Origin of the sequence: Mediterraneibacter sp. ICN-202921 (assembly GCF_037890075.1) — a bacterium.
Classification (GTDB): Bacteria; Bacillota; Clostridia; order Lachnospirales; family Lachnospiraceae; genus Mediterraneibacter; species Mediterraneibacter massiliensis.
The window spans coordinates 30,027-47,813 of record NZ_JBBKBE010000013.1 but is presented as its reverse complement, the minus strand read 5'-3'; the positions used below and the strand labels follow the sequence as shown (position 1 = coordinate 47,813).

At 40.3% G+C, this 17,787-nt stretch carries 18 protein-coding genes and 2 pseudogenes; 3 read left to right on the top strand and 17 right to left on the bottom strand.

Annotation, left to right across the window (positions count from 1 at the left end):
• Window positions 1-65 precede the first annotated feature (65 nt).
• Window positions 66-1,052, top strand: a complete 987-nt coding sequence (locus WKT01_RS10390) for an AraC family transcriptional regulator (RefSeq protein ID WP_117974434.1) — start codon at window positions 66-68, stop codon at window positions 1,050-1,052.
• Between the two features lie 16 nt (window positions 1,053-1,068).
• Here the strand turns inward: WKT01_RS10390 and WKT01_RS10385 are convergent, their stop codons facing one another.
• The 13 genes from WKT01_RS10385 to WKT01_RS10325 all read right to left on the bottom strand — a co-directional run bounded on the left by WKT01_RS10385 (window position 1,069) and on the right by WKT01_RS10325 (window position 14,430).
• Window positions 1,069-3,618, bottom strand: coding sequence for an ABC transporter permease (locus WKT01_RS10385; protein ID WP_117974432.1), 2,550 nt, complete (start codon window positions 3,616-3,618; stop codon window positions 1,069-1,071).
• Between the two features lie 15 nt (window positions 3,619-3,633).
• Window positions 3,634-4,314 carry an ABC transporter ATP-binding protein gene (locus WKT01_RS10380; RefSeq protein WP_117974430.1) on the bottom strand — a complete coding sequence of 227 codons (681 nt, stop codon included), beginning with the start codon at window positions 4,312-4,314 and terminating at the stop codon, window positions 3,634-3,636.
• 232 nt (window positions 4,315-4,546) lie between these two features.
• Window positions 4,547-5,443, bottom strand: coding sequence for a sensor histidine kinase (locus WKT01_RS10375; RefSeq protein WP_117974428.1), 897 nt, complete (start codon window positions 5,441-5,443; stop codon window positions 4,547-4,549).
• Window positions 5,440-6,123: a response regulator transcription factor gene (locus tag WKT01_RS10370; protein WP_117974557.1), complete on the bottom strand. Its 684-nt coding sequence runs from the start codon at window positions 6,121-6,123 to the stop codon at window positions 5,440-5,442. The genes WKT01_RS10375 and WKT01_RS10370 overlap by 4 nt, the downstream gene beginning before the upstream one ends.
• 141 nt (window positions 6,124-6,264) lie before the next feature.
• On the bottom strand, window positions 6,265-8,370 hold the full coding sequence (locus tag WKT01_RS10365) for a nuclease-related domain-containing protein (RefSeq protein WP_117974426.1): 2,106 nt from the start codon (window positions 8,368-8,370) through the stop codon (window positions 6,265-6,267).
• Between the two features lie 435 nt (window positions 8,371-8,805).
• Window positions 8,806-9,276 carry a hypothetical protein gene (locus tag WKT01_RS10360; RefSeq protein ID WP_270395071.1) on the bottom strand — a complete coding sequence of 157 codons (471 nt, stop codon included), beginning with the start codon at window positions 9,274-9,276 and terminating at the stop codon, window positions 8,806-8,808.
• Between the two features lie 254 nt (window positions 9,277-9,530).
• Window positions 9,531-9,779 carry a hypothetical protein gene (locus tag WKT01_RS10355; protein WP_270395072.1) on the bottom strand — a complete coding sequence of 83 codons (249 nt, stop codon included), beginning with the start codon at window positions 9,777-9,779 and terminating at the stop codon, window positions 9,531-9,533.
• Window positions 9,780-11,243 carry a hypothetical protein gene (locus WKT01_RS10350; protein ID WP_117974424.1) on the bottom strand — a complete coding sequence of 488 codons (1,464 nt, stop codon included), beginning with the start codon at window positions 11,241-11,243 and terminating at the stop codon, window positions 9,780-9,782.
• 236 nt (window positions 11,244-11,479) lie between these two features.
• Complete coding sequence (locus tag WKT01_RS10345) at window positions 11,480-11,605, bottom strand: hypothetical protein (RefSeq protein WP_270395073.1); 126 nt, start codon at window positions 11,603-11,605, stop codon at window positions 11,480-11,482.
• Between the two features lie 135 nt (window positions 11,606-11,740).
• A complete protein-coding gene (locus WKT01_RS10340; protein ID WP_117974422.1) occupies window positions 11,741-12,265 on the bottom strand; it encodes a hypothetical protein in 525 nt (174 codons plus the stop codon).
• 73 nt (window positions 12,266-12,338) lie between these two features.
• A complete protein-coding gene (locus WKT01_RS10335; protein WP_117974420.1) occupies window positions 12,339-12,710 on the bottom strand; it encodes a hypothetical protein in 372 nt (123 codons plus the stop codon).
• 52 nt (window positions 12,711-12,762) lie between these two features.
• A complete protein-coding gene (locus WKT01_RS10330; protein WP_117974418.1) occupies window positions 12,763-13,809 on the bottom strand; it encodes a virulence RhuM family protein in 1,047 nt (348 codons plus the stop codon).
• Window positions 13,810-14,091: 282 nt separating this feature from the next.
• On the bottom strand, window positions 14,092-14,430 hold the full coding sequence (locus WKT01_RS10325; protein WP_117974416.1) for a winged helix-turn-helix transcriptional regulator: 339 nt from the start codon (window positions 14,428-14,430) through the stop codon (window positions 14,092-14,094).
• A gap of 121 nt (window positions 14,431-14,551) precedes the next feature.
• Here WKT01_RS10325 and WKT01_RS10320 point away from each other — a divergent pair, with 121 nt between their 5' ends.
• Both WKT01_RS10320 and WKT01_RS10315 read left to right on the top strand, forming a co-directional pair.
• On the top strand, window positions 14,552-15,118 hold the full coding sequence (locus WKT01_RS10320; RefSeq protein WP_117974414.1) for a flavin reductase family protein: 567 nt from the start codon (window positions 14,552-14,554) through the stop codon (window positions 15,116-15,118).
• A 109-nt stretch (window positions 15,119-15,227) separates the two neighbouring features.
• Window positions 15,228-15,970: pseudogene (locus WKT01_RS10315) on the top strand (transposase); the annotation flags it as partial.
• Here the strand turns inward: WKT01_RS10315 and WKT01_RS10310 are convergent.
• The 4 genes and pseudogenes from WKT01_RS10310 to WKT01_RS10295 form a co-directional block, all read right to left on the bottom strand.
• Window positions 15,937-16,377 (bottom strand): annotated as a pseudogene (locus WKT01_RS10310) (KilA-N domain-containing protein); the annotation flags it as partial. The pseudogenes WKT01_RS10315 and WKT01_RS10310 overlap by 34 nt on opposite strands.
• 43 nt (window positions 16,378-16,420) lie before the next feature.
• Entirely contained in the window at window positions 16,421-16,735 is a 315-nt protein-coding gene (locus WKT01_RS10305; RefSeq protein ID WP_270395074.1) for a hypothetical protein, read from the bottom strand.
• The gene (locus tag WKT01_RS10300; RefSeq protein ID WP_117974412.1) at window positions 16,736-17,107 is read right to left on the bottom strand and encodes a hypothetical protein; all 372 of its coding nucleotides are present in this window, start codon (window positions 17,105-17,107) and stop codon (window positions 16,736-16,738) included.
• Window positions 17,100-17,783: an ABC transporter permease gene (locus WKT01_RS10295; protein ID WP_340312303.1), complete on the bottom strand. Its 684-nt coding sequence runs from the start codon at window positions 17,781-17,783 to the stop codon at window positions 17,100-17,102. The genes WKT01_RS10300 and WKT01_RS10295 overlap by 8 nt, the downstream gene beginning before the upstream one ends.
• Window positions 17,784-17,787 lie beyond the last annotated feature (4 nt).

Genomic DNA, 17,787 nt, shown 5'->3' with positions numbered 1-17,787 from the left:
TTTATATTGATATAGAGTAAAAACCCATAAAATATAATTTTTCACCCATTCAAAAGGAGCCTATTATGAATTATCAGTCACTTCCGCTTATCACCATACAAGGATCTGTATCCGAAAAAAACCGCCAGGATTACTACGCCCGCAATTCTAACCATCTGACATCCGACAGACTGGCACTGCTAAAAGAATTTCAGACAGATCACTTTCACATATCAGGAACAACACAGGTGTTATCTGATTTCATCATCAGCAGCAATGCTCGCGCCAATTTAATCTATCCGATCGCCTTCCTCATCCTGACAGAAGACGCCTCTTATTACACCGACCGTTCCGGTCTGCATGCTTATGAACTTCGATATACACTGGAAGGAGAAGGATACCTTGAATATAATGGGAAAAGCTATATTTTAAAAAAAGGTGACGGCTTTTTTATCGACTGCCATAAACATCACTATTACCGTACCAACAGTACCTATTGGAAAAGTACTGTACTGCATTTCCACGGGAATCCGGTTTCTCATCTATTCAAAAAATATTTAGAAAAAGGAAGTGTCAAATTCTCCGACACCTCCTGTCCTAATTTTGAAATGATGCAGTACGAAATCCTAAAGATCACACAGAAGCTTACGCCTTACGCAGAATATAAATTATCCTGCCTGTTCAACATCTTGTTGACAGATCTTCTCGTCGGCTCAGATTCCTCCCCGACATATTCCGGACAGCCTTCTGTGATCGAAGAGATCATACTCTTTATGAAGTCCTCTTTATCTGATTTTATTACGATCGGCCAATTGACCAGACAGTTCGGTATCAGCAGCACGCACTTGACAAGAGAATTCCGCAAATATACCGGTTCCTCCCCCAAAGAATACTTGATACAATTAAGGATCAATGAAGCCAAACGTCTTCTCAAAACAACAAACAACAGTATTGATACGATCGCCTCTCAGGTCGGTTTTTCTGACACGGCGCACTTTATCCAGATGTTTAAAAAAAGAGAAGGAGAAACTCCTCTGAAATACCGGAAGTTATCCCCTTCTGATCTTGCTTGATTTAGTCTGTCTGCACCTATTCTTTGCGGATCCTGTCAACAATACTTTCCCGGCTCATCTTTTCAAACTGAACCTTGGGCACCACATAGGCAATCCCTATTAAGATCGGAATCATAAGAATACATGGCATTATTGTAAGACGCATACGGAAGAAAAATGCCGCACCGAGCGTATTCGATAAGATCCTCTCGGCGCCAAACACAACCAACACGATCGCAGTTACAAATGCGCCGCCCAGATATATACACCCTTCAGCTACCAGCATTTTGGCAATCTGTTTTTTTGTCATTCCCACGACTTCCAAAAGCGCCAGCTCTTTTTTCCTGCTTATAACAGAAGTCGCCGTTGTATTATAGAAATTCATAATGCCGATAAACGCTAAGATTGCTACAAGAAATCCGCCGATCATATAATATTTGCTGACAAACCGCTGAAAGCTCTCCTTCATATCCAATACTGAAAAAACATTGATCATATCGTTTTCTTTCAAAACATTTTCGTCAATGTATGCTTTTATCTGCCTATCCGCCCCTTTCTTTGCGTCAATGGCAGCATACATGGCTGCTTCATTTCCCGTCCGGGCGATATACTCCGCTTCCGGAACCAATACCGTAATATAGATGAGATCAGTGTATGGATAATCCAATGCATATGGCATCAAAGCTTCACCGATGACTTCATACCCCTTGCTCTGTCCATTGGCATACTCCATTTGAAAAACATCCCCAGCTTGATAATAAGAAATCGGATGTTCCGCATATTTATCCCCATAATCTACGATCACGCAGTCACCATTCTTGAAGGCATCCCAAGAGCACTTTTCCCCTCTCCATTCCAATTTGTCAAACACCGCCTCACTGATTCCGAGAAAATGTACGTTTACTGTATTAGAAACTTTTGCCTCCTCCCAGATCTGCTTTTCATAATCGGTCCAATTTTCTTCATACTTATCTGCAAATGTTTCCCAAGTTTTCAGAAGTTCCGGTTCCATCCTATGTGTTTCTTCGGAGTAATATACATATCCTGTTTTCTCACTTCCGGGACATTTATGTAAAATTTCTTTGATCTCCGGCGTGATACCATGAAAATTCGTATTAGATAAACTGCCGGTCATCTGATCCAGCTGAAAGTCGGATGCCAAAAATACTTTCCTGTAAGAATCAAAATCATACCCCTGTACCAACATGACAATGCCGTTTACGACCGCCATAGAAAGAGCAATAGAAAGCATGACGATAAATCCCTTTTTCCAGTTTCTGCACACATTTTGGACTGCCATCCCCCACCAGGATACAGAAGTATTCTTTTTTATTTTGCGCTGCATCTGCTCTCCTTCCGCCAAATGCAGGGCTTCCACAGGGGAGACTCTTTCCACCATTTTGCACGCCTGCAGACTGGAGAGATAGACCGTCAAAAGTGTCAGGATCGCCGCAGCAAGAAAGAGCAATGGATTGGCTGCTATCACTGTCTGGGACGTCTTTCCCGCCTGTGCGCTGATCGCAGCGTCCGCCGTCAGCGATGGAGCCATACAGACGCCTGCAATATACCCACAAAGCAATCCGATCGGGATCCCGACTGCCGACAGCCTCCACGCCTGCATACGAACAATTCTTTTCAGCTGTTTTCCCGTTGTCCCTACATTCTTCAGCAGTCCATAGGCACGAATGTCTGTTTTCACAGAAATATGAAAGATATTATAAATGATCAGGTATCCCGCCAGTATCACAAACAAAATCATGACGATAAGTGAAAAAAACGAAAAGGAATCCTCCTCCAAAAGATTATATGCCGGATTGACTTCCATTCCTGTCCCGGCTTTCATAAACCCAGCCGCCTTAGACAGACTTTCAGTCTTTTTTTCTATATTCCAAAGATTCTTGTACCAGACACAATATTCCTTACCGCCGTTGTAGATACCGTTTTCCAATTCTTCTTGTGTCACAGGATAGCGTTCTTCTTGGGCATAGGTTTCTGATACCCAGATGATCTGTCCTAAAACCGCCTTATCCCCCTGCCAGAAACCACATACCCTGAACGTATCTGTCTGGTATTTCTTAAGCGCAGGATTCACTTCCCAGGTGATCGTTACTTCTTCACCGATCTTCGGCGTAACACCGAGCGATTCTAATATAATACTGCTGAGAGCAATTTCATTCTCTTCTTTCGGCAGTCTCCCTGTAGTTGGCAGGCAATTAAAGCTTTCTGCCATATTTTCATCCGCATATCTGACTTCTGCCGAAAAACCAAAACGCTCATCCACTCCTGCGCCCAGGAAAATCCCTGTTCCATATCGCTCTATCTGTTCACTTCGTTCTATTGTCTGCTGCAGCCGCTTTGCCTCTTCTTCCGACAGATCCTGCGCATTGGCATGCGCCGAATTCATAAACTGTTTGATCTCCGTTGCTCTTCTGGAAAGGATCATAGAGGCGCTTCCCATAAAAAGACTTGTAAATAAAAGTGAAGTCAGCACAATTGCAATGACAGCAATGACATTTCTGGCCCGATTCATTTTCATGAAACGCTTTGTCAGCAGCCGCAGCGTCTCTGTATTCTCTACTTTTACCATTTGACCGCCCTCCTGCTATACCAATCCGCTGTCTGAGACGATTTTTCCGTCTTCGATCTGCAAAATCCGGTCTGCCATCTGGGCAATCTCCTCGTTATGGGTGATCATCACGATCGTCTGGTGAAACTGCCGGCTGGTCACTTTCAGAAGCCCTAATACATCCTGACTGGTTCTGGAATCCAGATTTCCGGTCGGCTCATCAGCCAGCAAAATGGCTGGCTTTGCCGCCAGAGCCCTCGCAATCGCTACTCTCTGCTGCTGTCCTCCGGATAAAGTGCCTGGCAGATTTTCCAATTTTGTCCGGATTCCCAGTGTATCGATGATTTCATCCACATAGTTTTTCGCAATCTTTTTCCCGTCCAGTTTCACCGGAAGAATGATATTCTCCCATACATTCAGCATCGGAACCAGATTATACTGCTGAAATACAAAACCGATATTTCTGCGCCGGAAAATGGTAAGCTCTTCATCTGTCATATGGCTTAGCTCCTGTCCATCCACGATCACCTGCCCGGATGTCGGAGTATCCAATCCGCCAATGATATGGAGCATCGTAGACTTTCCACTCCCTGATGTTCCGACGATCGCTGCAAATTCCCCTTTTTCTATTTCCAAATTCACACCATCAAGCGCTCGAACTTCCGTTTCTCCCTGCCCGTATGTTTTTTGTAACTCCACTGCTTTTACTATATACATGTCTTCCTCCTTGTTTAACAAAATGCGCAGCCCCAGAAGGTTTTTTACATGGAAACAAAGTTTCCTATGAAATGAAGAAAATCTGTATTGCGCTTTACAATACAGACTTTAGCATAATAATGTCTCCAACTGGTTTCTGAAATATCACAATATTGATACCTTATCGTGCGCAGCACGCCCGCCTGTAAGGCATGTATTACGGGGTGCCCGGAGGGACATGTCTTTTCGGTCTTTATACAGGAAGGAATACAGAAAATGTGGATCCCTTTCCTATCTCTGATTTTACTTTCACATACCCCTTTTGGTTTTGAATGATCTCTCTTGCAAGAAACAGACCGATTCCTACTCCTGGCTGTTCCGCCACTGACAAACTCCGGTAAAACCGTCCGAATATCTTTGGTATCTCTTCCTTTTCCATCCCTAAGCCATTGTCGGTCACATCGATCCTGACAAAGAAAGAATATCGCTCCACTTTAATCTGCACCATACCTTCATCTGGCGTATATTTGATCGCATTGTCCACAATATTTCCCAACGCCTCTGCCGTCCATTTCAGATCGCAGACAACAGGCAGATCTGTGTCACATATTTTTAACACGATGTTCTTTTCCTTTGCTTTTGCTGCAAACTCTTGCCGAATTGCCTCCAGTAACTGTTTCGTACTCACCGCTTTTGGATGTACTGCTATGATCCCGCTTTCCATTCGCGATAATTTTACCAGCGATCGTATCAGAAAATCTAATTTTTCAGTCTGCTCCAAAATGGTAGCAATCTCCTCTTGCTTTTCTCCATTTGACTCCGAGAGCATTTCCCCATAGATTTTCAAATTTGAAATAGGTGTCAATGTCTGATGTGCAATATCGGAAATAAGTCTCTGTATAACTTCTTTTTGTTCTTCCTGATTTTTCCTCGCCAGGAGATGTGTATCTAAATATTGTTTCATGCTGTTTTCAAGAGCGGAATATTTTTCTTCGGATATTTCTGTACGTTCCAACTCTCCATCTATGGCATGATCCAGCATCTGCTGTAATCGCCCCAAAAGCCTTTTTTCTCTCTGATAGAAAACACTGTACCAAAAGATTCCTATTAGGATAAACATTCCGACAATGCATAAAATTTCCTCAGTCATCCTTTCACCGCCCATGTATAACCAATTCCGTAGACCGTCTTGATATATGCAGGCGCTTGCGCATCTTCTTCCAATTTATCCCTGAGCCGTTTTACCGCAACTGTCAAGGCATGATCATCCACATACTCTGTATCTCCCTGCCACACTGTATCGATCAGATATTCTCGTTTCAAGATCTTTCCTCTGTTTTCACACAGCACTCGCAGCAACTTTTGTTCTGTCTTGCTAAGCTCGATCGGTTCTCCGTCTTTAAAAAATTCCATTTTATCAAAATGAAATTCAAATGCATCCAGCACTATACGATCCTTATCTATTGTTTCTTTATTTCTCAGCTGTACAGCCACTCTCGCACGCAGTACCATCAAGCTAAATGGTTTCGTGATATAGTCATTTGCTCCGGCTTCCAATCCTGTTACGATATCTACTTCCATGTTGTTTACAGTAAGCAGGATGATCGGCACTTGACTGGTTTTCCGTATTTCCCGCACAAAATCGATCCCATTTCCATCCGGCAAATTCACATCTAATAAAATCAATGTCACACTATCCTTATTTAGAATCTGTCTCGCCTCCTGCAAGGTTCTGCACTGATAAAATATATACGAATCATTCTTTAAGGCGAGACGTATTCCCTCATTTAATTTTTTGTCATCTTCAACGATCAGTAACCTTTCTTCCATGATCTGCTCTACTTTCTTTTTTAATATTACAACTAGCTCAATCGTATTTTTTGTTCCTCTGTCCGGACTTTGCCGGCAATTTAGCAAAAGCTCAAGATTCAAAGATTCAGGCTGAGAATCTTGGGCTTTTACAATCATAGATTATTTCTTAGTATTGTTATTGCTGTCCTGATAATAGATATTGTGGGTCTCGCCTTTCATATAGGCGTCAAAGCTAAAGTAGCGCTCCTCCGGACTCATCTCATCATCATAAGCAGCCTGTGCCCGACGACTTTCCTCTATGCGCTGCGCCGCTTCGTGATCTCGCCGGATGGCTTCCTGCCGCCGCTCTTCTTCAGCTTTCTGCTCCATCGTGATTTCTTCTGCAGATTTTTGATATTCCTTCTCATCATCAGCAAGCGAAATACTCTCCTCAGCCACCTGATAATCGGGCAGAGATACGCCCAGATTCATCTTATAGTTGATAGCGGTCATAATGTCAATATAATCTTGCAGATACGGGTACAACTCCTGGGTGCGCTGTGCCAGTTCCAGATGAATCGGAACCAGTTTGGTCATCCAGTTTTCTATCTTGTACTTCTTTGCCGACAAGCTCTCTGCCTGAAGAATCTCTGCAATTTCAGCAATCTGCTGTTCATTTAAGCAGATTGGATGCTTTCGGATTTCTGTCATGATTTCGGAATCTCGGATAATCACATTGTCGGAGTAGTTTCTGATTCCAACCACAGCGTTGGCGAATACGATTAAAGATTTAGCGGAAATCCAATGTTCTGACGAATTGTTCAACTTGGAGTTGATGACCCGCTCAATGCCTATAAGATGTCTTTCATTCTGTCTGCTGATAGAATCCGGCATCTGCTTCCAGCGCCCATTTTTCATCACCTTTTTCCAAAGACCGTCTTTTTCTACGGTAATATTATAGGATCCTGTAGAGCCAAGATTCTTCACTTCCAACGCGAACACACCGTGCTGACAAATCACGATGAAATCACTTTCCAGGCTCATCCCGTCTAATTCCATGCGCACATTTGCAAGAACACGCATTTTGTCCGCACCTGCGAGCTTAGCAAAATCGTTGAGCGTCTCTGCAACTTCCCTCTCGCCGTCCGCGCCGATTAAGGTACTTTTTAAGTCAGCGTTAAAACCTTTCAACCTTTCTTCATAGATTTGATTTAATCTCTCGACAGTTTTAAATGCCGGCGACTGCAGAACCGGCAAGGCTGCCGCTCTCAGATTCGGAAATTCCAGCCAGTACTTTTCCTCATACATGTATTCTCCGACGAAAATCTTTTCACCCAGAGCCGCAACAGCGTTTACATTAAATTTTAGCTGCGGCATATTATCAAGCAGGCTACGAAGGATTTTAAGGTAAGCTTCCCGCTTATCGTTGTTCACGTACAAAGTTTCTTCTCGGCTTAAAAGCAACTGGCGCAAATGGATTCCGGCTTCCTGTTCCGCCTTACAGACAGACTCATCGAAAACAGAGGAAACAAGAAAATCTCCGTACAATTTTTCTCTGTTGACTTCTTTTTCTTCCGGAATCTGTGCCGCCGGATACTGAAGTTCCCTGTCGAAAGCCTTGACGAAAGCAATTCTGTCATTTCGTCTTCTTCGCTCAATATTCCAGACTGCACTCATACCATCTGCATAATATTCTGGGGATTTCGCTTTCATAAAACAGCCGTCCTCCCCGATAGCATCATTTAAATGTGCTATATGCAGATGGTATTCGATTTCCATCATCTGATGCAGCTTCTGGGTCAGCTTGTCCTCTTTTTCCTCTCTGGCTTGCACTTGTTTTTTCTGTGTCTTTCGCTTTTTACGCTTTACCGTGTTGCCGATGAGCGCAATGACAATGGCTATGACTGCAATGACTGCAATCTTCGGTGCGATCGGATCATAAAACCACAGATAAGCATCGTAGATACCAAGCGCCCATACGCTCAAAAGGGAAGAAAGAATGTATCTGATCGGGTTTCTGTAATTGCATACATACACGATTCCCACGAAAGCCAACGCCAGCTTGGTTCCGTCCAAAAGTCGAAGAGCTTCGTCAGCAAAATTCCGCACCGGAAAGAAAGAAATCGCGGCTACAATCAGCGCAGCGATGTACGGCACCCCTCCCCAATAATTTTTTGCACTCTGCTCTTTCTCCAGATTTCTCTTTCTGATAGACTCCAGAGACCGCGGATCGCCTTTGTCCAGATTGTCTTTTAAAAAAATAATATCTTCTGCAATTTTGTTCATCGTCTGCTTCTCCTTTTGCAAATGCTATAATAAATTCATTATACTATAGGCGGAAGGGGAATACAAATTATATGGGGGATAAGAAAAGAGAAGACGCTTATGGAGGAATTGGTTACAATATTGAAAGTCATTCAATAGTGTTATCATAAGCAAGTCTGTTTTTTTGATGTGATTCAGATTGTTGTACTTGCTCATGTCATTGAGATCGCTTGCAAGTAGCGTATCCTGCGTATGGCGGACAAAAATATAAGAGAGCTACCTATCTTTAAGAGTCCCTACCCCCACCACGTTCGTAATATCCGCATTGGGGTCTGTGAGAATCATATTGGGCACAAGCCTTTGCACATCATTATCGTTTTTAAGATAGACAAAGGGATGTAATAATGGCACTTGCGTTACATCTGTGTAAGCCACCTTGTTTCTATCGTTAAATGGTTATTTTACTTTTTTATACTTAAACTTCAATGCCTCAAGGATTGCATTCATAATGTCCATGTCAAATTCCTTCTTTGAGATATCCATCGATTTAAGCATCTTCTTATTCTTTCTAAGTGCTTTCCATAAAAGCTTCTTGTCTTTATCATCTAACTCTATCTTATAGAGCAGGCTTGCCAAAGAAGCAATGAAGTCTTTATATTCTTCACAGATACTCTTCTTTGCCTTCCTATCCTTCCAGGCTATGAATTCTTCAAAATCCTCCATAGAGAATTTTGGCATTAAGCCTTTGATTGGATTGATTAATAACTGCGTTGATGAAAGCATTAAATTCACATACGAACCAAGTGCGTACTGCTGTTCTCCTGTCATCAAATTGTAATCTAATCCAAAAGTCTGAATGTTCTCAATTGCCTCATTCAACTTTCCACTCTCATCGATAATACGAGTGACACTCCCGCAATAGCCCATCCAACCGGACCCGCCAAAGCCAAGAAAGCTTCACCAGCGGCCATGCCTCCACCGCCAGCAGCAAGAGCTCCTCCTCCGAGCCAAGCCAATGCAGCATTTGTAGCTGCTGCACCACTAAGAGCTGAAATGGCTGTTCCTGTTGATGCAACACCAAATGTAGTTGCAACTCCCATCGCCACAGTAGGTCCCATCGTTACAACCGCAACACCTAAGCCGGCTCCTGCCGCACCTGCATTTTTGATAGCGGCTTCCTGTTAATTTTTCTCAATCTTCTCCGCCTGCTGTTTCCAGTTTAATCTGATCTGTTTAAGTTCTTCATATTGAAGTTTCTTATCACTAGGAACATTTCGAATCTTATCAAATAATTCCTGAATACTTGTTAATGACTCGTATAATCCACTTGTATGGCTACCAAGCTCTTCAATCGTTTTATTGGTAAGATTAATTGCAGCTTGTGCTTTATCCTGGGCCTGTTGAAGCTTAGATTTCTTTTTGCCTTTCATCTATGCGTTCCCTCCTTTGAAGTAAGAATCGATATCAGCCTTATTACGCAATATCTGATCCTTTGGAACATTTCTTTTTTCTGCCAACAATGTAGACTTTCCAAAAGCCTTGATGTACATGTTACTTTCTTTTAATTTTTGTGTGAACAAAAGCAACTCTTTATCATCATACACTTCTGCAAGGAATTTTAATCCCTCAACATAATCGGCAACAATGACCTTCTCTCGTCTTAAAACTACGACTTCTTCTTTTAGTGAATGTCGTTTTATTCCTCTGCTAGCTTCTCCATATAATGAAATAGTGAATCTTCCCACGCCGACTATATTTAATCGCATGAAAAACTCAGCAACATTCAATGTGCCGCCACCAGTAATAAATCCACGTGCTACTGCATCACCCGCATCAACAAGGCAGAATGTACCATGAGCAACGGTAAGCATACGTTTTACCGTTGCATTGCTAAATGGCTCACACGCTTTCCACAACGACGAAAACGTCCTGTCCGTTTTTTCTGTTGTAGTAAAAAATCTTATCAAACGCCTAATTGAATACATCGATCTAGCCAGGACTTCATTTACAAATACTGGTATTGCCTGCGCCGCTTGAAATCTAGCATCATATCCCTGCTTATATATTTCAAGAGCAAGTTCATTAAATGATTTATCAAATTCTCTAACTGGAATATGCAATTTTCTCTTAATAGCGATTATGTCATTTGTCCAGCTCCAGAACGGTGACGGAATACCCATACCACGTCCTTTGCTACTTGAAGATCCAGACATATCTGAAATCAGATGTCCAAACCAGTTTGCAACCCCACAGAACAGTTTGCTCGGAACATTAGCCCCCTGTAGTTCAAACTTACCATCTGCTTCCTGTAATGCTATTAATTCACCACCGGATACAAAATGAGAAGTATTTGTAAACTGATCAAGAATAGAGAAAAACAACCCCAACAGTGTTGGATTGTGACCTAGGGATTTGAAGTGATGGTTTTTTAGGCTGAGATCAAATACCCAGCTGGCCACATCACCTGCGCCTCTCTGATCATATGGAATTTTGAATTTCTTTTCTAAATGTTTTATAGCAGCAGACAACGAATTATTATTCGAATCGTCCCATCCACACATCTTTGCAAAATCCATAGTGCGATTCTCAAACCACCTGTCAGTAACGTCACCAACAGGAGACTCTCCTGGTTTTCCCACAAGGAAAATATCCATCACGCCACAGATTGCTCCACTGCATGCTGCCAAAATATAATCCGTCTTGTCACACTCTTGAGTTAATTTCTTAAGGGTACTGGTACTTTCATTCAGTTTTGAAGTAATTACTGATAATTCAACTTTAGCACTGGCAAGCACAGTCTTTATATCAGAAGCAAATTCATAACCGTCTTCGCTTATGCCAAGCTCCGACAGTATTATTGCAGCTCTAGTATTTTCTTTGTTTGAGATACCCATTTGCTTCCCTCCATTCACTTATTCTTCAGTATCTATTGAACGTACAATTTTTCTAATTTTACCTATTCTATGAAATCATCTTAAAATGCCGTAGTGCTTCCTCAATCAACTTCTCTTTCTCCGGCAGACACTGTGGCTGTTTCGCATTTTCAGACTTTGCCGTATTGTAATTCTCTCTTTCGATAATTCCGTGCTTTTGCTTTATCTGAGCAATATACAGCGAAGACACTTTTACATCATACTTTTTCCTTAATGTACTCCTTAATTTCCTGATACGTTACCTTTGCTTCCGAAGCAGTCAAATCAAGTCCATCCATATCCACGGTAATTTCGATATATGCGTCGGAAGTTTTTCTAACCAACTTGACAACCGTCTCCACATGGCTCGATACGACAGTATAAATGTCTTGGCTATTTTATCGTTTATGGAAACAAGTCCATAGCCTTTTTCGTAGTTGAGCCGTTTGTGGGAATATGTCAGTGAAACTGAAATTTATTTAGTTCTTGTTATGCTGTTTTGCTATGCTTTTTTGAGTATTATTAACATCTGCGTTCAGTCGTTCTACATTATCGTATGCCAATCCAAATTTAAAAATCTTTTTCCCTTTTTTATCATAGAATACAGTTAATTTATCATAACTGTAGGTGGGTACAATATTTCCATAATCTAATCCTGTTCTATATGTTTCACTTTTTGTTTTTGATGTTTTAATATCAGACATACGATATTCCTTATTTTTAAAACCAATATGATAAATCACTTTTCCTTTATAAACTTCAACTCGTTTTGTAGCTGAGACAATACCTATAATTCCAAAAATAAAAAGAGGTAGGGGTATAATTATAAGGAATATTGCTAAAAATGTGTAATAAACAAATTCCTGCATAAAAATACAGCTAAAAACAGTTGTGGTTATGAAAATGATACTTATAAGAATCATTAAGCAGCCCACAATCAGATTTAATATTTTTCGACCTTTTTTCATAGCGATACAGTATCTATATGCACTTAAATTTTCCATATGGTTTCCTCCATAACTTCTAAATTTTTCTTTGCGTATAACTTCTTTTCAAACTGAAACCTGCTTGGCTTTATCATAAGGCTGAGTAGATCATAAAAACGCCAAATAAAAATACGAACAAAGCAACAATCTCTATACGAAAATCAAAGCATTTGAAAACCTCATTTCCATATTTTTCATTCTTAAATACGGAAATTTCTTTTCCAATATTTCTCTTTCCCAATGACAAAAAGATACAACCATGTGCAGTATGATATTTTTTGTTTTTAATCTTCACTATATAAGCATGCTTTTTGACATTAACACCACCTACTACATAACCTGCATTTTGTTCTACAATGTCGATTATGTTCCCTTTGCATTTTTCGCCAGTAAAAACAACCCTATATTTTATGTATAGAATTAATAGTGATGTGAATATAAAAATACTCCCTAAAAGCCACATTGAGTACACTCCTATAATTAAATCTTGTTCGTGTTAAATTCTAATTTTCCGTTTATTCTTCTTTCATTTTCTCTTCCAACTCAAGCAAGTATTTGTCATAGTCGGACATAAACAATCTGTCTTGAATTACACGATATTTCTCAAATTCCGTTTCAGCATGGAGTTTGGCAATTTCAGCGGAAACCTTTCCAACATCCTGCAAAATACCATAATCAAACATTTCTATAAAACTGTTAAGTCGTTTTTCCCAATCCTCCATAGTAAGAGGAATATGTCTTAACGTCATATTTTCAGCAAAATCCAGATATGCAGTTACCATACGATTCAATTGATGCAGTTCGTTCTCGCTCAAATAGTTTTTAGCAATCGTCACATCACTTTTTTTTATCTTACCATCTGGAGCATCTGCCCATGTAGTAAGCCCCATATATTCCTTTTGATGGTCGGCACGTTCCACTATCAATTCAGCAGCCGTATGACCATGAACTGCGAAGTGCATTTTATTCTGAACAGTGGAATAAAACTTTTTGGTTGTTGCGGATGTTTTGTCATAGTCTATCGCCGTGGCATATATATCTGTGATTTTCTGATAAAACTTTCTTTCACTTGCACGAATTTCTCTGATACGTTCAAGCTGTTCATCAAAATATTTATCTGTCAAATATGTGCCTCGTTTCAGACGCTCATCATCCATAACCCAGCCTTTGATGGTGTAGTCCTTCACAATGCTATTTGCCCATTTGCGAAACTGCACTGCTCGTTCATTATTCACTTTGAAGCCAACGGCAATAATCATCTGCAGGTTGTAATGGTTTGTTTCTCTCTGGACCTGGCGATTGCCCTCCGTTTGAACTATTCGGAATTTCCGAATAGTTGCCGACTCCTCCAATTCGCTGTCAGAATATATTTTTTTGATATGCTCATTGATTGTCGGCAGAGCAACATCATAGAGCGTAGCCATTATTTTCTGTGTAAGCCATATGTTTTCATCCTCATAGCGCATCTCAATACTATCTTCCTGTTCTCCCATAGAAGCAACATAGGTAAGATATTCTGCTGCACTTGAACGAATACTTATTTCATTTTTCCTTTTCGCCATTTTAAGCACCTCCATCAAAAATGTCACCAGTGGTGTCACTTTTTTTCACATAAGTCAGTTCAATATCATATGCACGAAAGTCTTATTTACAATCCCCTGCATTTCTGCAAGGGGTCCGTTATCTGTTTATTTATTTTTTCTTGACAGCAGACATACCGTCTCCACATGGATCGAGTTAATGGGGTTAATGTCATAAGTTCGTGGAAACATATCAACCCTATCTGTTGTCGGGAAATAATCAATGTTTTATGCTTGTAACTTTGCCCGATAAACTGCAAGTTGTCACTCTGTCAGTCGGTTCTCCTCGCCCCAGATGCAAAGCTGGTCTAGCACGGTCATTAATGATTTTCCACGCTCAGACAAGGAATACTCCACCTTTGGCGGAATCTGCGGATACTCGGTGCGGACAATCAGCCTGTCGGCTTCCAACTCCTTGAGATTTGTGCTAAGGGTCTTGTCGGAAATGGTTTTCAGATACCGTTTCAGCTCGTTGAAACGCACCGTTTCAAACTCCATCAGACAGTAGAGAATGACCATCTTATGTTTACCGGAAATCAGGGACAATGTGTAGGCAAAGCCAGTATCTTCAAAATTGGCATTTTCGATGTAATTCTGTATCATATCACTTTCTCCTTGGATAGTACCTATCTTTTTTATCAGTACTTGAATTGATGTTTTGGCTTAGATATAATTATAAGTAGGATGAATCATCCTGTCAAACTAATCGCAAGGAGATGTTATCATGAGAACAAAACTGAAAATCACCGAAGGCATTTTTCCTATGCCAGTTCTGATGGTTGCGACTTATAATGAGGATGGTAGCGTAAATGTAATGAACGCTGCTTGGGGTACGATGCAAGATCGAGGTACCGTTGCGCTGAATCTTACCGAAACCCATAAGACTGTGCAGAACATCAAGGCACGGGGATCATTTACCGTCAGCATTGCCGATGCCGCCCATATGGTGGAAGCAGATTATTTCGGAGTAGAGTCCGGCAACAAAGTTGCAGACAAATTTGCCCGCAGCGGTCTGACCGCAGGCAAAGCCGAAAGCGTCGATGCACCTGTCATCAACGAGTTCCCAATTTGCCTAGAATGCAAGTTCATCGAGTATCAGAGTAACGAATATGGTTGCGGTGTCATCGGAAAGGTGGTCAATGTCACCGCTGATGAGAGCGTTATGGTAGACGGAAAAATTGATATGTCCAAGGTCAATGCCATCGCTTTTGATCCCTACACCCACGGCTATTACAAGGTTACTGAACGTGTGGGAGAAGCGTTTCACGATGGTTTAAAACTGAAAAAGTAATGTGTATAAAGAAGGGGCTGTCGCACTAAGTAATTAGTGCGCGGCCTTTTTTTGCAAAAAAATAACAGCCAGGCTTCGAAAAGTCTGGCTGTTGGTGTAAAATATAGGTATGCGAACCCCTATATTATTACACAAGAATTATACTTTGAATGAAGAAGGATATCAACTAAAACTTTCTTTAAATTTAGAAACAATCATTCCAGCAGATGATTCTGTGCGGTTGCTGAGTCAGTTTGTGGAGGCTATGGATTTAACTGACTTATATTCTACTTATGAAAGAATAAATACAGTTTCCCCAAGAACTCTTCTGAAGATTGTTTTATATTCTTATATGAATGGTGATTACTCCTCCCGTTCTATGGAACTTAACTGTAAGAGGGATATTAATTTCATGTATCTTTTAGAAGGAAAGCCAGTTCCTGATCATGCTACTTTTGCGCGTTTCCGCAATATTCATTTTGCCCCGTATGCAAAACGGATTCTCGCTGAAATGTCTAATCTTCTTCAGGAACTTGGAGAAATTTCAGGGAAAACGATTTTTATAGACGGCACAAAAATCGAAGCCTGTGCCAATAAATATACATTTGTATGGAAAAAGCAGTCACAAAAAACCAGGAGAAGTTACTGATAAAAATCGCTGCTTTCCTTGCAGAATACGAGTAGCTTTACGGTATTCAGATTGTCTATGGTGATACAGTAAAAATGAAACATGTAAAACGATTACGCAAAAAGCTATATGCCCTGAAACAGGAAGAAAACATTGAATTTGTACATGGAATTGGAAGGAGAAAATCTCCCTTACAAAAGAGTATTGAAACATTAGAAGCGTATCTGGAACGTCTGAAATCTTTCATGATATATAACTGAAATTCAGGAGAAATCCATGTTGCGAAAGACATAGCAATATCGCTATGAGCATATGTTCCGCCATAACGTCCTGCTTTTGAGACAATACCGATAGCATTCATCTGCGTAATCCACTTTGTCGGTGTCATAACAAAACGATTTAATCCATCCTCATTTTTAACCGCCTCGAATTGCACACGGTTAAAATCTGGATTATGCAATTCTTCCCAAACACCTAAAAACTCAATCGTATTTCTATTTCGCATCCAGTTTTGAATCACAAATCGCGGGTCGTCCTCATTTCGATATTTTGCAATATCCGTTAATGAAATAAATTCATTTTCAAAATTTGTGGTATAGATTCCTATGTCAATACCTTTTGCATGGATAGTCTCCTTAACAATTTTCGCCATAAGTATCCTCCTCTCCCCAGCATAAACTTAAGCAACATATCTCTTAGAACATATATCCTCCACCCAATTCATAAATCATTTGCCAATTCACCTTCGTCTTCCCACATTTCCCGATATGCTTCAATATAATCCCCAATACAACTGGGATATACATCCAAATACTTTCTACATACCCTTTTGTACAATCCCAGGATTTTTCATCACACACAAAGTCCAGTAAATAATCTAACAAATGTGACAATTCATCTTCCGACACAGTTCTGCTGCACACATCTTCAACCAATGGCAAATAAACTTCATAGGCTTTCTGATGTAATTGGACTATCTGCTCCGCAATCTGATAAATATTTTCATCCATTTAGATTACCTCAAAATACTTAAGCGCCTCCATTATCGCTTCTGCCTTTTCTTTCGGCGGACGTTTCCTCGGCTGTTTCAATTCCTCTACTGCATTAGGCGCATCATACGTTGTCAGACCTAATGACTTCTTCACTTCCGCAATATAAGCAGTATGTACCTTAACTCCATACTTCTTCTCCACATATTCCTGTATCATTTTATATGTGATTTTCGGTTTCGGCTGATACTTCTTCGCCCGCTCTGCAATCGCATCCAGCGATATCTTATCATCGCCTTCTCCAAATTCTACCTTTACGTTGATAACACTATCTGGTGATTTGTGGGACAATAGAACTACCGTCTCCGCGTGAATATATCCAGCATTATCCAACCTCCCATTTGAAATACTTTATTCCTATTCCAAAACATATAACAATAACAACCATTGCATATATATATAAGATGCCTTTATGTACAATATCCCCTGTCAAATCGTGATACAAGATGCTGTTTATATGGGACAAAGGCAACACCATTACTATTTTCTGCATAAAATTTGGCATTTTACTTATTGGAAAAGCTGAACCACACAGCAACATCATGATAGTAAAAGTTAACGAAGTTATACCATGTAAATTTTTAAGAGTCTTTATAATCGAACTTAAACAGATTCCTATCGAAAAAAACAGAATTACAGATATAAAATAGTCCACAACAAATCCTGTTAAATTCGCACTGTATAATTTATCCATTCCATAAATCATTGCAACCAATAAAAATTGTAACAATGTGGAAATCAAAGTAAGAAACGTATGTACTATAAATATAGATAAAAATATCATATATTCTTTTATATTAGATATTCTATATCTTTTATAAATATTAGTTTCTCTATTTATACCAATTACTATCGCTACTCCCATAATTGAGGAGGACATTATAGCAAGCCCTATCGTTCCTGCAATCATTTCTATAAAATAGCTGCCCCCAGAATCAACAATAAAGCTTACCACCATCATCATTAATGGAAAAAAAATTATAAATGCTGCACCCATAGGTTCACGTATAAAA

What these genes read in the sequence shown, in the direction of transcription:
- WKT01_RS10390 (WP_117974434.1), top strand. Translation starts at nt 66, where the DNA reads ATGAATTATCAGTCACTTCCGCTTATCACCATACAAGGATCTGTATCC.
- WKT01_RS10385 (WP_117974432.1), bottom strand. Translation starts at nt 3,618, where the DNA reads ATGGTAAAAGTAGAGAATACAGAGACGCTGCGGCTGCTGACAAAGCGT.
- WKT01_RS10380 (WP_117974430.1), bottom strand. Translation starts at nt 4,314, where the DNA reads ATGTATATAGTAAAAGCAGTGGAGTTACAAAAAACATACGGGCAGGGA.
- WKT01_RS10375 (WP_117974428.1), bottom strand. Translation starts at nt 5,443, where the DNA reads ATGACTGAGGAAATTTTATGCATTGTCGGAATGTTTATCCTAATAGGA.
- WKT01_RS10370 (WP_117974557.1), bottom strand. Translation starts at nt 6,123, where the DNA reads ATGGAAGAAAGGTTACTGATCGTTGAAGATGACAAAAAATTAAATGAG.
- WKT01_RS10365 (WP_117974426.1), bottom strand. Translation starts at nt 8,370, where the DNA reads ATGAACAAAATTGCAGAAGATATTATTTTTTTAAAAGACAATCTGGAC.
- WKT01_RS10360 (WP_270395071.1), bottom strand. Translation starts at nt 9,276, where the DNA reads ATGGGCTATTGCGGGAGTGTCACTCGTATTATCGATGAGAGTGGAAAG.
- WKT01_RS10355 (WP_270395072.1), bottom strand. Translation starts at nt 9,779, where the DNA reads ATGAAAGGCAAAAAGAAATCTAAGCTTCAACAGGCCCAGGATAAAGCA.
- WKT01_RS10350 (WP_117974424.1), bottom strand. Translation starts at nt 11,243, where the DNA reads ATGGGTATCTCAAACAAAGAAAATACTAGAGCTGCAATAATACTGTCG.
- WKT01_RS10340 (WP_117974422.1), bottom strand. Translation starts at nt 12,265, where the DNA reads ATGGAAAATTTAAGTGCATATAGATACTGTATCGCTATGAAAAAAGGT.
- WKT01_RS10335 (WP_117974420.1), bottom strand. Translation starts at nt 12,710, where the DNA reads ATGTGGCTTTTAGGGAGTATTTTTATATTCACATCACTATTAATTCTA.
- WKT01_RS10330 (WP_117974418.1), bottom strand. Translation starts at nt 13,809, where the DNA reads ATGGCGAAAAGGAAAAATGAAATAAGTATTCGTTCAAGTGCAGCAGAA.
- WKT01_RS10325 (WP_117974416.1), bottom strand. Translation starts at nt 14,430, where the DNA reads ATGATACAGAATTACATCGAAAATGCCAATTTTGAAGATACTGGCTTT.
- WKT01_RS10320 (WP_117974414.1), top strand. Translation starts at nt 14,552, where the DNA reads ATGAGAACAAAACTGAAAATCACCGAAGGCATTTTTCCTATGCCAGTT.
- WKT01_RS10305 (WP_270395074.1), bottom strand. Translation starts at nt 16,735, where the DNA reads ATGGATGAAAATATTTATCAGATTGCGGAGCAGATAGTCCAATTACAT.